Annotated in this window: 16 protein-coding genes; 15 read left to right on the forward strand and 1 reads right to left on the reverse strand. The window is 61.8% G+C overall.

All coding sequences use genetic code 11. The features are described from left to right. The first annotated feature begins 82 nt into the window (after positions 1 to 82). The 7 genes from CFter6_RS20375 to CFter6_RS20405 all read left to right on the forward strand — a co-directional run bounded on the left by CFter6_RS20375 (position 83) and on the right by CFter6_RS20405 (position 7,289). Positions 83 to 571, forward strand: a complete 489-nt coding sequence (locus CFter6_RS20375) for an NUDIX hydrolase (RefSeq protein WP_061541470.1) — start codon at positions 83 to 85, stop codon at positions 569 to 571. Further along, a complete protein-coding gene (gene mnmA, locus CFter6_RS20380) occupies positions 561 to 1,676 on the forward strand; it encodes a tRNA 2-thiouridine(34) synthase MnmA (RefSeq protein WP_061541471.1) in 1,116 nt (371 codons plus the stop codon). The genes CFter6_RS20375 and mnmA overlap by 11 nt, the downstream gene beginning before the upstream one ends. A 325-nt stretch (positions 1,677 to 2,001) precedes the next feature. Further along, complete coding sequence (locus CFter6_RS20385; RefSeq protein ID WP_061541472.1) at positions 2,002 to 2,274, forward strand: DUF4148 domain-containing protein; 273 nt, start codon at positions 2,002 to 2,004, stop codon at positions 2,272 to 2,274. Positions 2,275 to 2,477: 203 nt separating this feature from the next. Continuing rightward, a complete protein-coding gene (locus CFter6_RS20390) occupies positions 2,478 to 3,992 on the forward strand; it encodes an efflux transporter outer membrane subunit (protein WP_061541473.1) in 1,515 nt (504 codons plus the stop codon). A 12-nt stretch (positions 3,993 to 4,004) separates the two neighbouring features. Next, positions 4,005 to 6,137, forward strand: coding sequence for an FUSC family protein (locus tag CFter6_RS20395; RefSeq protein ID WP_061541474.1), 2,133 nt, complete (start codon positions 4,005 to 4,007; stop codon positions 6,135 to 6,137). A gap of 2 nt (positions 6,138 to 6,139) precedes the next feature. Next, complete coding sequence (locus CFter6_RS20400; RefSeq protein ID WP_041742414.1) at positions 6,140 to 6,343, forward strand: DUF1656 domain-containing protein; 204 nt, start codon at positions 6,140 to 6,142, stop codon at positions 6,341 to 6,343. Positions 6,344 to 6,386: 43 nt separating this feature from the next. Then, positions 6,387 to 7,289, forward strand: coding sequence for an efflux RND transporter periplasmic adaptor subunit (locus tag CFter6_RS20405; protein ID WP_061541475.1), 903 nt, complete (start codon positions 6,387 to 6,389; stop codon positions 7,287 to 7,289). A 19-nt stretch (positions 7,290 to 7,308) separates the two neighbouring features. On the opposite strand, the gene CFter6_RS20410 is transcribed toward CFter6_RS20405, so the two are convergent. Continuing rightward, a complete protein-coding gene (locus CFter6_RS20410; RefSeq protein ID WP_061541476.1) occupies positions 7,309 to 8,211 on the reverse strand; it encodes an NAD-dependent epimerase/dehydratase family protein in 903 nt (300 codons plus the stop codon). 221 nt (positions 8,212 to 8,432) lie between these two features. Here CFter6_RS20410 and CFter6_RS20415 point away from each other — a divergent pair, with 221 nt between their 5' ends. From CFter6_RS20415 to CFter6_RS20450, 8 genes are all read left to right on the forward strand, one after another. After that, a complete protein-coding gene (locus tag CFter6_RS20415; protein WP_236904429.1) occupies positions 8,433 to 10,139 on the forward strand; it encodes a SulP family inorganic anion transporter in 1,707 nt (568 codons plus the stop codon). 2 nt (positions 10,140 to 10,141) lie between these two features. Then, a complete protein-coding gene (locus tag CFter6_RS20420) occupies positions 10,142 to 11,149 on the forward strand; it encodes a hypothetical protein (protein WP_150118824.1) in 1,008 nt (335 codons plus the stop codon). A 254-nt stretch (positions 11,150 to 11,403) separates the two neighbouring features. Continuing rightward, positions 11,404 to 11,928, forward strand: a complete 525-nt coding sequence (locus tag CFter6_RS20425; protein WP_014007621.1) for a cytochrome b — start codon at positions 11,404 to 11,406, stop codon at positions 11,926 to 11,928. 29 nt (positions 11,929 to 11,957) lie between these two features. Continuing rightward, the gene (locus CFter6_RS20430) at positions 11,958 to 12,530 is read left to right on the forward strand and encodes a YceI family protein (protein ID WP_061541478.1); all 573 of its coding nucleotides are present in this window, start codon (positions 11,958 to 11,960) and stop codon (positions 12,528 to 12,530) included. 36 nt (positions 12,531 to 12,566) lie between these two features. After that, positions 12,567 to 13,139 (forward strand): YceI family protein, encoded by a 573-nt coding sequence (locus CFter6_RS20435; RefSeq protein WP_014007623.1) that lies wholly within the window; start codon positions 12,567 to 12,569, stop codon positions 13,137 to 13,139. 130 nt (positions 13,140 to 13,269) lie between these two features. Then, complete coding sequence (locus tag CFter6_RS20440; protein ID WP_061541479.1) at positions 13,270 to 14,886, forward strand: alkaline phosphatase D family protein; 1,617 nt, start codon at positions 13,270 to 13,272, stop codon at positions 14,884 to 14,886. Positions 14,887 to 14,989: 103 nt separating this feature from the next. Next, positions 14,990 to 15,355: a DUF2946 family protein gene (locus CFter6_RS20445; RefSeq protein WP_082814906.1), complete on the forward strand. Its 366-nt coding sequence runs from the start codon at positions 14,990 to 14,992 to the stop codon at positions 15,353 to 15,355. Positions 15,356 to 15,427: 72 nt separating this feature from the next. Beyond that, a complete protein-coding gene (locus CFter6_RS20450; protein WP_061541481.1) occupies positions 15,428 to 16,453 on the forward strand; it encodes a TonB-dependent receptor in 1,026 nt (341 codons plus the stop codon). Positions 16,454 to 16,691: the final 238 nt, after the last annotated feature.

Raw genomic sequence — 16,691 nt, forward strand, 5'->3', positions numbered from 1 at the left:
GCGTGGCGTGGGTACAAAAGCGTGCCCACCCTACATCGAAAACCGGCAGGCAAGTTAAAATATCGGATTAACCGAGGAATTTATGACTGACGTTTGGAAACCCGCCGTCACAGTTGCCGCGATCATAGAGCGCGACGGCCGCTTCTTGCTGATTGAAGAAGCGACCAGTGACGGTATCCGCATCAACCAGCCAGCTGGCCATCTCGATCCCAACGAGTCGCTGGCGCAGGCGGTCGTGCGCGAAACGCTGGAAGAAACGGCGCACGACTTCACCCCTACCGCGCTGGTCGGCATGTACATGGCGCGTTATGTATCGGCGCGCACCGGCAAAGCGGTCACTTACTTGCGTTTCGCGTTCTGCGGCGACCTCGGCGCCCGGCACGACCAGGTGCTCGACCACGGCATCTTGCGCACCCTGTGGATGTCGCGCGACGAACTGGCGGCCTGTCCGGAACGCCACCGCAGTCCGCAAGTGCTGCTGTGCATCGACGATTACCTGCGCGGCCAGCGCGCGCCGCTGTCCATGCTGAACACCCATCCAAGCGCCTGCGGGGTGGCCCATGTCGAATAAAAAACGCGTAGTCATCGGCATGTCGGGCGGGGTCGACTCCTCGGTTTCGGCCTGGATGCTGAAACAGCAAGGTTATGAAGTGATCGGCCTGTTCATGAAGAACTGGGAAGATGACGACGATTCCGAATACTGTTCGACGCGGCAGGACTGGATCGATGCGGTCAGCGTCGCCGATGTGATCGGCGTCGATATCGAGGCGGTCAATTTCGCCGCCGAATACAAGGACCGGGTATTCGCCGAATTCCTGCGCGAGTACCAGGCTGGACGCACGCCGAACCCGGACGTGCTGTGCAATGCCGAAATCAAGTTCAAGGCCTTCCTCGACCACGCCATGAAGCTGGGCGCCGACCTCATCGCCACCGGCCACTACGCGCGCGTGCGGCAGGCCGATTCCGGCCGTTTCGAGCTGCTGAAGGCGGTCGACGCCAGCAAGGACCAGAGTTATTTCCTGCACCGCCTGAACCAGTCGCAGCTGTCGCGCACCTTGTTCCCGCTGGGCGAAATCCAGAAAACCGAAGTGCGCAAGATCGCCGAACAGATCCGGCTGCCGAACGCCAAGAAGAAGGATTCGACCGGCATCTGCTTTATCGGCGAGCGGCCGTTCCGCGAATTCCTGAACCGCTACCTGTCTTATAAGCCAGGGCCGATGAAGACTCCCGACGGCGATGTGGTCGGTGAGCATGTGGGTTTGAGTTTTTACACGCTGGGCCAGCGCAAGGGCATCGGCCTGGGCGGCATGAAGACGCACAAGAATGCCGGCGGCGACAGCGATCCCTGGTATGTCGCCAGGAAAGATGTGGAAAACAACACTTTGTACATCGTCCAGGGACATGATCACCCGTGGCTGCTGTCGTCGACGCTGCAGGCTGGCCAGCTCAGCTGGGTTGCGGGCGAAGCGCCAGGCAGCGGGCCGCTGTCGGCCAAGACGCGCTACCGGCAAGCCGACATGGCTTGCGCGTTTGACAGCCTGTTGTTGCCGCAAACCGAAAATTTCACACTCAGGTTTACCGATCCGCAATGGGCGGTGACGCCGGGTCAATCCGCCGTGCTGTATGACGGCGATGTCTGCCTCGGCGGCGGCATTATCGAAACATCAGGCAACTGATCCTGGTTTTGCATCTTCCTGATGCAAAACCAGCCTCTCTCCAGCTGGCTGTCCTGGCCAGCGCCAATCCGGTGATTACCTAACGTCTTTTGGTTGCGCATTGCACCAAAAAGTTCCTTTTTATTATTGCCATTTTAGGAATAGTTAATTTCCAATATGGCCATTTATTGTTGATCATGAAGCCTCTACACTTGCTTCATCGATGGACGCAACACACGAGCAACAGCAGCAAATGCAAGTGCGCCGCTCACCGAGGCAGGACCCGACGGGCTGCACCAAGCCTGTTCCGCCGAGCCCGCTGCCATCAACCTTATTGGAGAAAAACATGAACATGAAACAAGTTATCGCAGGTCTTGCAATTTTGGCTGCCGCTGGCAGCGCATTGGCCGATGCACCATATCCTCCTGAAACACCGTTTGTTTCGACCAAGTCGCGCGCCGATGTCCAGGCCGAACTGGTGCAAGCCCAGAAAGACGGTTCGCTGGCCGTGGCCCGCAACCAGTACCCTGTGGTCGCAGCCGTAGGTCAGCCGGAAACCCGTGCTGAGGTAGTAAGCCAGCTCAACAAGGCAGAGCCATCGGTCTATAGCGGCAACTAAGCTGCTGCCAAGCTGTACAAGCATCTGATGCAACACTGATCCAGCGAGTTTCAGAGTTACACAAAACGCCAGCCTAGCTGGCGTTTTGCTATTATTATTCAGTCATATCCTCGTTCACCGCGTAACCCGGGGTTTTAGTGTAGTGCAAGCGCTGCCGGCAAATAAGCGTTCAGACCTCCCTAATCATTACAATTTGGGTTTTCATGCGGTCATATCCTATCCTCCAGCGTCCTCCCTCGGCCAAGCTGCTGCTTGCCGCTTCCCTGGCGCTGCAGGTGCTGCTGTTAAGCGCCTGCGCCGATTTTTCCGGCATCGACAAGCAATCCAGATTGACCGATGGCAACTCGCTTTCCGGCGGCGCCGCACTGGCCAACCTCAGCCAGACCGCATGGCCGACCGGCGCCTGGTGGCAAAATTATCGCGATCCGCAGCTCGATACCCTGGTGCAGCAAGCCGTGGCCGGCAGCCCCAGCCTGAAGATCGCCCAGGCGCGCATCCGCCAGGCGTCGTCGCTGGCCGGCGTGGCGCGCGCCGCTACCTTGCCCAAGGTCGGCGCCGAAGCGGCCAGCACGCGCGGCTTGTATTCCTCCGAATACATATTCCCGCCGCCGCTGGGCGGCAGCTGGAACTGGGACAATGAAATCACCGTCAAGGCCAGCTACGATCTCGACCTGTGGGACAAGGACCGCAGCGCGCTGGAATCGGCGCTCGATACCGTCCACGTCAGCGCCGCAGAAGCCCGCAGCGCCCAGCTGAACCTGGAAGTGGCGGTAGTGCGCGGCTACCTGCAGCTGGCGACGCAATACGCGCTACGCGATATCGCCGTCACCACGCTGGCGCAGCAAACCTTGATCGCCAGCTTCGCCCAGCGCCGGCTGGCGGCGGGCCTCGGCACCCGGCTGGAAGTCAGCCAGGCCGAAACCGCCCTGCCGGATGCGCGCGCCAACATCGAGAAAATCGATGAAAACATCGCCCTGCTGCGCAACCAGATTGCAGCCTTGAGCGGCCAAGGCCCCGGCAGCGGCGAGGCGATCCGGCGGCCGCAGCTGGCGGCCCGCCTGGTCGGCGCCGACAACGGCGCGCCGCTGGCCATAGGCTTGCCCGACAATGTGCCGGCGCACCTGATCGGCCGTCGTCCGGATGTGATCGCGCAACGCTGGCGGGTGGAGGCGATGGACAAGAATATCGATGTCGCCAAGGCCGCGTTTTATCCAGACATCAATATCTCCGCCTTCGTCGGCCTGCAGGCCCTCGGTTTCACCAATTTCCTCAGCGCGTCGTCCGCGGTGCGCGGCGCCGGACCGGCAATTTCGCTGCCGATTTTTGAAGGCGGCCGCCTGCGCGCCAACCTCGGCGCCCAGACCGCCGCCCTCGACGGCGCCATTGAAAGCTACAACAACACGCTGGTGCAGGCACTGCAGAGCGTGGCCGACCAGATCATCAAGCTGAAATCGCAGCAACAGCAGCGCGCGCAGTCGGAGCAGGCGCTGGCGCTGTCGAAACAATCCTACGACCTGGCCATGCGCGGCTACCAGGCCGGCCTGACCGCCAATATCAATGTGATCCAGACCCAGCTGGTCCTGCTGCAGCAGCAGATACGGGTAGCGCAAATCCGCGCCAGCTACCTGGACAGCTGGGCGCAGCTGATGCAGGCGCTGGGCGGCGGCCTCGGCGGCGATTTGCCGCAGCCGGCCGATGCGGTCGCGGCAGAAAAATAAGCGGCGCCAATCATGACCATCGTGAGCGAAATAACAGGCACCCCCGCAAGCAGCCGAGAAAGCTGGCCGGACCATCTGAAACAAGCTGCCGTCAGCTGGCTGGAAGGCCATGGCCAGGACCTGCTGTATGTCAGCAAGATCCTGCTGGCGACCCTGCTGGCGCTGGGCCTGTCGCTGCTGTTCGACCTGTCCAAGCCGGGTACCGCGATGGTCACCGTGATCATCGTGCTGCAGCCGCGCAGCGGCCTGGTGCTGGCCAAGGGATTTTACCGTTTCATCGGCACAGCGGTCGGCGTCATCATGTCGATCATCCTGGCCGCCTCGTTTTCGCAGCAGCCAGTGCTGTTCCTGGCGGCCGGCGCCTGCTGGCTGGCTTTCTGCACCGCCGGCTCGACCATCTTCCGCAACTTCCAGTCGTATGCCTTCGTGCTGGCCGGCTACACCCTGGTGATCGTCGGCCTGCCGGCAGCGCTGCAGCCGGACCAGGCTTTCGACATCGCCATGACGCGCCTGAGCGAAGTGATGCTGGGCCTGCTGTGCGCCGGGGTGGTCAGCGATGTGTTGTTTCCCAAGCGCCTGTCCGACGTCCTGCTGCTGACGGTGCGCAAGCGCTTCGCCGATTTCAAGACCTTCATTGCCCTGAATGACGTAGCCCCCAGTTCCCGGCCGGCACGGGAGCGCATGGTGCTGCGCTTTATCGGCGAAGTCATTACGCTGGAAGCGCTGCGCACCTCATCGGTGTTCGAAAGCGCAACCGGCCACCTGCAAAGCTTGCAGCTGCGCCAGCTGAACAACGCCTTCATGACCGCATCCACCACATTCCATTCGCTCGACCAGCTGTTCGGCCGCCTGCAAGCCAGCGGCAAACTGAGCACGCTCAACGCCTTGCTGATGGAATATAAGGCCATCGTCCGCGCCCTCTCCAGCCAGGACCGCACGTTGCTGATGCAAGTGCGCCGCGCACTGCCGCAGCGCCTGCTTGCCCTGCGCCGCGGCCTGGCGGCGGCCAACGGCAGCGCCAGCGATAGCAGCCATATACTCGATTTCGACTCTGCCACCGAACTGCTGGCCAGGTTCGCCGATGAGCTGCAAGTCTATGCAAGAATCCATGCCGTGGTGATCCAGACTGAAATGCACATGCCCGACGATGTCCAGCTGCCTGCGCACTACGTTGCACGCACCGACCCGACGCTGGTAGTGACCTCGGCGTTGCGGGCGGCGATCGGCTTCGGCATATCGTCGCTGTTCTGGATCGAATCAGGCTGGGTGTCCGGCACCGATGCGGTGGTCATGGCGACTGTCGTCAGCGCCCTGTTTGCCGCCGCGCCCTCTCCCATCAAGATCGTGCGGCAATTCATGATCGGCGGCGCGCTGGGCGGATTTTTCGGTTTCCTGTCGGCCTATTACCTGCAATCGCAAGCCGAAAACTTCACCATGCTGTGCATCGCGCTGGCGCCGTTCATCCTGATCGGCGCCTGGCTCACCACCACCAAGAAGTACTCTGGCGTCGGCACCGGCATCCTGCTTTTCTTCTTTTCCTACGCCAGCATCGGCAGCAACTACCAGTTCGACATGCCGGCCCTGCTCAACGGCATGGCCGGCGGCCTGATCGGAGTCGGCGTCGCCTCGGTGCTGTACCAGATCATCGATCCTTCCGACAGCCGCTGGATCAAGCGCCGTCTGGCCCGTGCCCTGCGGCGCCAGGTGGAGGAAGCCTGCAGCCGGCCGCTGCCAGGTCTGCTGGGACGTTTTGAAAGCGGCACCCGCGACTTGCTGTCGCGCTTTGCGATCACCCACTCGCTGGATAATCCGGATGACCGCGACATCATGACCTGGCTGCTGTCGGTGCTGGAAATCGGCCGCGCCGTGATCCAGCTGCGCCTGGAGATGCTGGCGGTCGCGGATCGGCAGGCACATGACAAGATCGAGCAATGCGTACGCAGCATCGCCTATCTGTTTGCCCGTCCCAGCCAGGTCCGCTTGCGCGCCGCGCTGGATGCCGTACTGGCGGCGATCGCCGTGTGCACGGCATCCAACACGCTGCCGGCGGTGCTGGCCAACCTGCACCTGATGCGCGGCGCCATGCTGGAGCGTGTCACCGTGCTGACGCCGGCCGAAACCTCAACCAATACTTCGGAGACTTGACCATGCCGCGCGAAATCGCACTACTCGATGCGCTCATCCCGACCTTGCTGCTGGTGTTCATCGGCTGCCTGTTCCTGCAGATGGCGATTGACTGGATCTTCACCCGCCTCGGCCTGTTCCGTTATGTCTGGCATCCCAGCCTGTTCCGGATCGCCCTGTTCTTTTGTATTTTCGGCGGCGCCGGGCTGTTGTTGCACGCCGCCTGATTTGTCATAAAAACTCGCCGTAAAAATTTACCCTTAGGTCGACATGAAATCCTCAAGCATTATAAAAACCCTGCTGCAAGTGGCGATTACGCTGATTGTGGTCCTGATTGCCTTCCTGCTGGTGCGCGCGCTGTGGGACCGCTACATGAATACGCCCTGGACCCGCGACGGCCGGGTGCGCGCCGACGTCATCAGCGTCGCCGCCGATGTCTCGGGCATCGTGGTGGCGGTGCCGGTGGCCGACAACAGTTATGTGCACAAAGGCGACCTGCTGATGAAGATCGACCCGGCGCGCTATGCACTGGCGCTGGCGCAAGCCGAAGCGACCGTGGCCGAACGGCGCATCGGGCTGAGCACCAAGCAGCGCGATGCGGCGCGCCGCGCGAAACTGGACGGCGACGTGATTTCCAATGAAAACCGGGAAAATTCCAGCGCCGACGCCTCCGCCGCCCAGGCCCAGTACCAGGCCGCCCTGGCAGCGCGCGACAGCGCCCGGCTGAACCTGGACCGCACCGAAATCCGGGCGACCGTAGATGGCTGGATCACCAACCTCAACGTCCATGCCGGCGATTTCGCCCAGGCCGGCACGCCCAAGCTGGCGGTGATCGACGCCAATTCGTTCTGGGTGTACGGGTATTTCGAAGAGAACAAACTACCCTTGATGAAGGTCGGCGATGCCGTCGACATGCGCCTGCTCGGCAGCGAACAGCTCATCAGCGGCCATATCGACAGCATTTCGCGCGGCATCACCGATCGCGACAATGCGCTGGGCAGCTACGGCCTGGCGAACGTGAATCCCAGCTTCAACTGGGTCCGGCTGGCGCAGCGCGTGCCGGTGCGCATCCATATCGACAAGGTGCCGGACGGCATCACGCTGGCGGCCGGCATGACTTGCACAGTGATCGTCAAACCCGGCGAGCGGCCGGCGGCAAAGCCGCAAAAATGACTGGCGGCCATTTCCTGTTTTAATCCACCTGCATCTCGTTCCTGATCCAGTCCAGCACCGAACGGTGCCGGGGCTGCCATCCCAGTTCCTTGCGCGCCCGCGCCGAGCTGACCCGGCTATTCGAACCGAAAGAATAGACTGCATGGCCAAATCCCCATTCATCGATCGCATCCTGCACCGGCCATGACTGCGCCGGGCCCAGTCCCAGCCGCTCGGCAATCGCCGTCACGATCTCGGCATACGAAGCCTGGCCGTTCTCGACGAAATACAAGGAACCGGCAGCGGCATCCCTGAGCGCCAGCAGATACAGTTCCGCGACGTCGTCGATATGCGCGTTGGACCAGATGTTGCGGCCTTTGCCTACATAACGGGCGATGCCGCTGCGGCGCGCCTGCGCTACCAGCGGCGGAATCTGCACGCTGTCGGCGTGCAGGCCGCGCCCGCTGCCGTAGATCATGCTGTTGCACAGGATGACCGAACGCACATCGCGCCCGGCGGCATCGCGTATCAGCTTGTCCAGTTCAGCGCGGGCGGCTTTTTCCGGCGCCGGCGTATACGGCGTATCTTCGCTGAACACCTGCTGCGACGCCCATTCGCCGCGCGCGTCGTCGCCAATCACGCTGGAGCCGCTGGTATGGATGAACGCCTTGCCGGAACCGGCCAGCGCATCCAGCAGGGTTTGCACCGCAAACAGATGATCCGAACTGGCGGCGTTGATCACTGCATCCGCCAGCCCGGCCTCGCGCCGCAATGTCTCGCCGTCGTCCAGGGTGCCAAGCACCGGCGCCATGCCGCTCGCGGCCAGCCGTTCGGCCTGTTCCTGGGTGCGCACCAGGCCACGCACGCTAAATCCGTCCTGCATCAGGCGGGCGGCGACGGAGCCGCCGATAAAACCTCCGGCTCCTGTAATGAATACCTGCATCTTGAATCCTTTTCTGTCAGAGGAAAAACAGTGGTCCAAAGCAGGACTATGCGCGTTTTGTTTCCTGGGAAAAATGCTCACATCAACAAAGGATATTTGACTTAAAATCAATAACAGTCGTTTGCAATGAAAACTGCTGCGGCAGGTCCGGTCCGAAGCCGCTTGCCGAACCGCCGAAACAACATAAAACCAGGATACCCATATCCACCTTCGGGAGGCGCATGAGCGCTGCAACATCACAACATGCCGACCTGAATCCGCCGCCAGCCGCCAAACGCGCGTACCTGGCGGACCTGGTGGCGGGGCTGTCGATCGCCGGCCTGCTGCTGCCGGAGGCGGTAGCCTATTCCAGCATCGCCAACCTGCCGCCGCAAACCGGGGTGATCGCCTTGTTCGCCGGCCTGCTCTGCTACGGCCTGTTTGGCAGCAGCCGCTTTGCGATCGTCTCCGCCACCTCTTCTTCAGCCGCGGTGCTGGCGGCGGCCACGGCATCCATGGCCAACGGCGACACCGGCTTGCGCATGACGCTGGCGATCGGGCTGGTGATGGTGACCGGGCTGTTTTTCCTGCTGGCCGGCCTGGCGCGCCTGGGCGGCATCACCGATTTCATCGCCAAGCCGGTATTGCGCGGTTTTGCCTTCGGCCTGGCGCTGGTCATCATTCTCAAGCAGTTCGCCGGTGTGGTCGGGGTCCATCCAGTACATACCGACATGACCCGCTTCATCCCCGAGCTGGCGGCGCAGATCGCCCATTGGAACTGGATCAGCGTCGCGGTGATGGCGGTCGCGCTGGTTTTGCTGTATCTGTTTGCCCGCTTGCGCCGGTTGCCGGGCGCGCTGCTGGTGATCGTCATCGGCGTTGCCGCCGGCCAGTGGCTGCACCTGACTCAATATGGCGTCGGCCTGGTCGGCAGCATCCACCTGCAGCTGGCGACGCCGACGCTGCCCATGCTGTCGCGCGCCGACTGGCTGCGCCTGGGCGAACTGGGTTTCGCCATGGGCATGATCCTGTATGCCGAATCGTATGGCGCCATCCGCAGCTTCGCCATCAAGCACGGCGACCCGGTGGCGCCCAACCGCGACCTGCTGGCGCTGGGCGCCTCCAACCTGCTGTCCGGCCTGTTCCACGGCATGCCGGTCGGCGCCGGTTATTCAGCCACCTCCGCCAACGAAGCCGCCGGCGCTACCTCGCGCCTGTCGGGCTGGGTAGCGGCGCTGGTGATGCTGGCGATCGTCCTGACCTTGCTGCCGGCGATTGCCCTGACGCCTGAACCGGTGCTGGCGGCCATCGTGATCCACGCCGTCGGCCATACCCTCAACCCGGCCATCTTCCGCCCTTACTTCCAGTGGCGGCGCGATCGCCTGGTGGTGGTCGCTTCCGTGATCGCCGTGCTGTTGCTGGGCGTGCTGGACGGCTTGCTGGCCTCGATCGCGATCAGCTTGCTGATGATGCTGCGCCAATTTTCAGAATCGACCATCTCGGTGCTGGGCCAGCTCGGACAAGGCCATGACTATGTCAACCTGCGCACCCACCCGGAAGCGCAGGCGCTGCCCGGCATCATGATCCTGCGCCCGAACGAGCCGCTGTTTTTTGCCAACGCCGAACGAATCCTGGGCCAGGCGCGCCAGAACATCTTGGCGGCGGCAACGCCGGTGCATACCGTGATCCTCAGCCTGGAAGAGTCGCCGGACCTGGACAGCTCCAGCCTGGAAGGCCTGCACGATTTTTTTAATTTTATCGACAGCCGCGGCTTGCGCCTGTTACTGGCGCGGCTCAAGGATCCTGTGTATGACTGCATGAAAAGCGCCGCCGCCCCCGGCTTTCCACTGGAATCCCTGAGCGCGCTGAGCGTAGCGGAAGCAGTGCACCTGGCGCGGGCCGGCCAGCAACCCATCAACCAAATTATCGAAACCCGACCCGGAGAATGACCATGCGTGCATGCTGGAAAACATTGGCGGCCTCGCTGTGCGCCGCATTGACGATCGCTGCCGTGGCAGCAGCGGATGCGGCAGAGATTGCCTTTTCCTCTCAGCGCGATTTCACCGAAATCAGCTTGACCATCAAGGATACCTACAACGCCAACCCGGATTCGGTTGCGCTGGAAATCACGCTTAGCCAGGACGCCCAGCAGCGCATGGCGGCGGCCAGCGGCGCCGCGCTGGAACAGGACCTGACTGTGGTCATCGACGGCAAGGCGGTCAGCACTTCGCATGTGCAAAGCGTGGTCGATACGCCGCAGTTGCGGGTGGCCATGTCGAGGCAGGCCGCCATGGATCTGTTGCCGGCCCTGCTCGGCATGAATGCCGCGGCAAATCCGCAAGGCGGACCGGCAGCGCCGGTTGTGCTGGCGGCCCCCACGCCGGTCGACGCGCATCCGCCCCTGCTCGCTGCTGCGCCATATGTGGTCCAGGCCCAGGAGGTGACGCCGCCGTCGGTTTCAGAATCGCCGGCGGAAGCCGCGCCGATGCCGGCGCCCGCAGCGCAAGAAGCTGCCCTGGCGGCGGGCGTGCCGCCGGATCTTGCAACGCCTCCCGCGGCAGATCCGGCGCCGGTGGAAGCCGTACCAGCGTTGCCATTGCCACCTCCTCCGCTGCCGCCGCCGGCGATCCCTTCGTGGGCGCTGGGAGCGTGGCTGCCGACCAGCGCCACCGCTTCGCCCTATGCCGATATCAACCAGGGCGACCCGGTGGCGGTCTACGCCAACGCCGTCGACGCCATCAACTGCAACCGCGCCAGGCTGTCGATACTGGACAGCAGCAATGCGCGGGTGCGGCTGCAGGTTGCCCCGGACAGCCAGTGCGTGATCTCCGGCGTGCCGGTCGACCGGCTGCAGCTTTCGCCCGCGCTGGAACCCGGCAAGATTGCAATTTCACTTTATACCCGGCAAGACGACATGAACGGGCCGCCATCCAAAGAGAGCATTTATCGCCGCAGATAACCGGGCCACCGAGTGAACTGCCCAGTGGGCCGTCGGGCGGCCCAGCAAGCACCGTTGCGCGCAGGTACCCGGCAACGGCGTTCAAGAATTTCCGATACTATAGCGAATCGATTGGCAAATTAGCAGAATGACATCGCATGCTTGAAACTCATTGCAGCTTTACGAGTCTCAGCCAGGCAGGTGACAGTCATGTGAAATACCACGGTGCTGTAGCGTCTCCGGACTTCTGATCAATTTATTCACGGCCAACATTTATGCAACGCTACACAACCCCCGCCATTGTGCTGCACTGGCTGGTCGCCATCCTTATCGTCGCCACCTTTGCCCTCGGCCTTACCATGGTCGATATCCCCGGCCTGACCCCAACCAAACTGAAATATTTTTCCTGGCACAAATGGCTGGGCGTAACCGTGCTGGGGCTGGCCTGCGTGCGCCTGCTGTGGCGCAAGACGCAAGGCGCGCCGCCTTATCCGGACAGCATGCAGCCGTGGCAGCAGCGCGCCGCGCACGGCCTGCACATCCTCTTGTATATCCTGATCTTTGCAGTGCCTATCTCGGGCTATTTCTACAGCCTGGCCGCCGGCGTGCCGGTGACCTATCTCGGCCTGTTCCCGATGCCGGTGCTGATAGCGCCGAATCCGGACCTGAAACCGGTCCTGAAGCTGGTCCATTACACACTCAACATGATCATGCTGGGCGCGGTTTCCCTGCATGTACTGGCGGCGCTCAAACACCATTTCATCGATCGCGACGGCGTGCTGAAACGCATGCTGCCTTGAACATACCTATCCATCACAAGGAATACTCCATGACACATTTTCTGTTGCGCACCACTGCCATCGGCCTGCTCGCCCTCGGCGCCACCCTGCCGGCCATCGCCGCGCCCCTGAAACCCGACCTGGCCAAGAGCAATGTCACTATCGTGTTCAAGCAGATGAACGTACCGGTGGAAGCCAAGTTCAAGCAGTTCACGGCGCAGATCGATTTCGACGCCGCCCAGCCCGCGGCAGCCAAAGCCAGCGTCGACATCGCTATCCCGAGTTTCGACCTGGGCGATCCTGAATACAATAAAGAAGTGCTGAAGAAAGAATGGTTCAACGCCGCCCAGTTCGCCAAGGCCAGTTTTGTCGCCAGCTCGATCAAGGCCAGCGCAGGCGCGCCGGCCGGCAGCAAATACGATGTCGCCGGCAAACTGACCATCAAGGGCAAGACTACCGATGTCAGCTTCCCGCTGAGCGTCAAGAAAGAAGGCAGCGCGCAAGTCTTCGACGGCAGCCTGCCGATCAAGCGCCTCACCTACAATATCGGTGAAGGCGAGTGGAAAGACACCAGCATGGTGGCAGACGAAATCGTCATCAAGTTTCACCTCGTAGCAAACTAACACCGTATTTTTCTCTCATCCAAAGGGTAATCAATAATGAAACTGAAACTCATCATCGCCTCTTTGCTGGCGGCCAGCGCAGCCAGTGCATTCGCCGCGGCCGACACTTACACCATCGACCCCAACCATACTTACCCGAGCTTCACCGCCGACCACATGGGCATCTCCTTCTGGCGCGGGAAATTCGAAAAGACCAGCGGCAGCGTGACGCTGGACCGGGCCGCCAAGACTGGTTCCGTCGATATCCGCATCGATGCAAGCTCGCTCGATTTCGGCCACGCCAAGATGAACGAACATGCATCCGGCCCTGACATATTCGACGTCAAGAAATACCCTGACGTGACCTATAAAGGCACTTCGGTCAAATTTGACGGCGACAAGCCGGTCGCGGTCGACGGCGAGCTGACCCTGCACGGTGTCACCAAGCCGGTCACGCTGACCATCAATTCGTTCAAGTGCATCCAGCATCCGATGCTGAAACGCGAAGTCTGCGGCGCCGATGCAAGCGCCTCTTTCAATCGCAGCGACTTCGGCATCACCTACGGCTTGCCGATGTTCTCGCCGGAAGTAAAACTGGCGATCCAGGTCGAAGGCATCAAGACCAACTGATCCGGTCACAGCCTACAACTGGCTGGCATCAAGCCGAGCGGTATGTCACGCTCGGCTTTTTTCATTTCATCGTCTTGTAATACAAGCCCGATAAAATCCCGGCTTTGTTTTCCATTTCATGGAGCAAGCCATGCCCAGCAGCAATCCTCCTGCTTCCAAACGCCGCAATTTCCTGCGCAACGCCGCTGCCGGCGCCGGCGTGCTGCTGACCGGCATGCCACTGCACAAGGCCATCGCACAGAGTGCCGCGCCGGCCCTGGTTACTTCGGACAGGCTGCGGCCGCAGCTGCCCAGCGGCGTGATGAGCGGCGACATTACGCGCGACAAGGCGATTATCTGGAGCCGCGCCGACCGCCCCTCGCGCATGGTGGTGGAGTACGCCAGCAATGAAAATTTCCGGGATGCACATACGCTGCAAGGGCCGCTGGCCCTGTCCGGCAGTGACTATTCAGCCAGGGTCGACCTCACCGGCCTGCCCAGCGGACAGACCGTCTTTTACCGCGTGCGCTTCCAGGATATCCAGAATCCGTCGGTCTACAGCGAGCCGCTGAGCGGCAGCTTGCTGATCCCGGGCGGCGCCGAACGCGACATCACTTTTGCCTTCTCCGGCGACGAGGCCGGCCAGGGCTGGGGCATCAACCAGGCCTGGGGCGGCTACCGTATCTATGAAACGATGCGCCGCTTCAAACCGGATTTTTTCATCCACTCCGGCGACCAGATCTACGCCGACGGCGTCATCGAAAAAGAAGTCAGGCTGGACGACGGCACACTCTGGCAAAACCTGGTGACGCCGGCCAAGTCCAAGGTGGCGGAAACGCTGGACGACTATCGCGGCAATTTCGCCTATAACCTGCTGGACGCCAACAAGCTGCGCTTCGCGGCGGAAGTGCCATTCCTGGTGCAATGGGACGACCACGAGGTGCGCAACAACTGGTATCCGGGCCAGAAAATCGGCGCGGCGGAAAATCGCTACCAGGAACGCGACCTGTCGACCCTGGCCGTCAACGCCAAGCGTGCGATGTTCGAATACAACCCGTTCCGGATCGAACCCAGCGATCCCGAACGGGTCTACCGCATGTTCAACTACGGCCCGCTACTGGAAGTGTTCATGCTCGACGAACGCAGCTACCGCGGCGCCAACTCCAGCAACCGCCAGGGCGCCCTGACCCAGGACGCCGCTTTTCTCGGCGCCGCCCAGTTGCGCTGGATCAAACAGGCTTTGCTGCGCTCGCGCTCGACCTGGAAAGTGATCGCCAGCGACATGCCGATCTCGATCGTGGTGCCGGACCTCAACCCGGATGTGCCGCAAGGCACGTTCGAGGCCTGGGCCAACAACGACAACGGCAAGCCGCTCGGACGCGAGCTGGAAGTGGCCGACCTGCTCAAGTTCATCAAGCAGCACGACATCAAGAACGTGGTGTGGGTCACCGCCGATGTGCACTACGCTTCAGCCACCTACTACATGCCCGAGAAAGCCAGCTTCACCGACTTCAAGCCGTTCTGGGAATTCGTCGGCGGCCCGCTGCATGCCGGTACTTTCGGTCCGGGCGAAATCGACCGCACTTTCGGCCCCGACGTGCGCTACGTCAGCATCCCCAGCGACATGAAACAGAACCGCCCGCCCAGCGAGCTGCTGCAATTCTTCGGCGTCGGCAAGATCGACGCCAAAAGCAAGGTCATGACGGTCTCCCTGCACGACATCGACGGCAAGGACCTGTTCAAGGTCGATCTCCATCCCGAGGTGTAACAATCGCCCTGTTGGCCCGGCGCCAACAGGGTGCGCCGGCTTGCCCGCGCCCGGGTGAAGCGCTACCATACGGCTGACTTTGCCCAACCGTGATGCGCCGCCTATGATTCGCCTGCCCCGTTCCTTGCGTCAGCTAGCCGTCTGCCTGGCCATGTTTGCAGCATTGCTGCCAAGCGTGGTGCAGCTGCTGCCGGCTGCCCATGGGCAGCCGCTGGGACTAGGCGAACTGTGCAGCACCGCCGGCCACGTCAAAACCCCTGGCTCGGACAACCCGGCGCCGGACCAGGACCATCAAGGCCATTGCCTGCTGTGTTTCATCCACGCCGCCGACCTCGGCCTGCCGCCCAGCCTCAACCTGTGGCAAGCCACTGCCAGCACCGGTGTCGACCTGGCGCCAACCTCATCCATTCCGCACGCCAGTGTCGTCTGGCTCAAACCGCAATCGCGCGGCCCGCCTGCCTTTTCTTGATTTTGTCAGCTGGCGCAAGCTCTCATGCCCGGGAGTTTGCCTTTGCACCTTTCAACTTGAACAAGGAATGCCATGGCTACGCCATCACGCCGCCGCATCCGGCCAGCAGTACTGCCGCTTGCCGCGTTTTCCGTTATTGCACTGTTTCCCCATGCTGCGCTGGCTTGCGCCAGCTGCGGCTGCACCCTCAGCTCCGACTGGGACAACCTCGGCATCGGCAGTTCGTCGGGACTGAAAATGGATATCCGCTACGATTACCTGAACCAGAATCAGCTGCGCAGCGGCAGCAGCACGATTTCGCCCGGCGCCGCCAGCCGGATTTCGAATAACGGCGATCCGCAGGAAGTCGAAAAATATACCCGCAACAATTACCTGACGCTGGGGCTCGACTACAGCATCAATCCGGACTGGGGCGTCAGCCTGCAACTGCCCTACATCTTGCGCAGCCACAGCACGCTCGGCACCGCCTCGGACGGCGTGACGCCAGGCGATGGCGGCGGCCAGTACGATTCGAGGACTTCCAGCATCGGCGACCTCAAGATCATCGGCCGCTACCAGGGTTTTACACCGGAGCATAATTTCGGCCTCATGTTCGGCCTGAAACTGCCGACCGGCAGCCATACCGACACCGCCATGTCCAGCGACCCCAGCGCGCCAGGTCCGGCGCCCATCGACCGCGGCCTGCAGCCAGGCAGCGGCACCACCGATGCCATCCTCGGCGCCTATTACATGGATACGCTCAACAAGGATTGGGATTATTTCGTGCAAGGCATAGTACAAAAAGCGCTGAATTCCAGCGATCAGTACCGCCCCGGCGACGGCGCCAACCTGAACCTGGGCCTGCGTTACATGGGCAACGCTGATTTCACGCCGCAAATCCAGCTGAATGTGCGGCGCGTGCTGCACGATACCGGCGCCGATGCCGATACCGTCAGCACCGGCGGCACCCTGGTCTATCTCAGCCCGGGAGTGACGGTGTCGCTCAGCCAGCAAATCTCTGTGTACGGTTTTGTGCAATTGCCGGTCTACCAGAAGGTCAACGGCGTACAGCTTGCTCCGCGCTATACCGCCACCCTGGGCATGCGTTACTCGTTCTAGCCTGCACGCGCGGGCCGCCAAGGGGCGGTTCGCGCTATTTCCCCGTCATGAATTAATGCTTTATCAACAATAAAACCGGATATTTATCCAGCTAATCCGATGTTGCCTTAAATGCATGGATCAGTCGCGGGCGGTAGAAATATCACAATTGTTTTCAATTGTATCGATAGTCATGTCAGCCATATCCAATCCGACGGCGTTTAACACCTACCTCGGTCATATTGCCAGGTGCGGCGCA

The organism is Collimonas fungivorans, assembly GCF_001584145.1.
GTDB lineage: Bacteria > Pseudomonadota > Gammaproteobacteria > Burkholderiales > Burkholderiaceae_D > Collimonas > Collimonas fungivorans.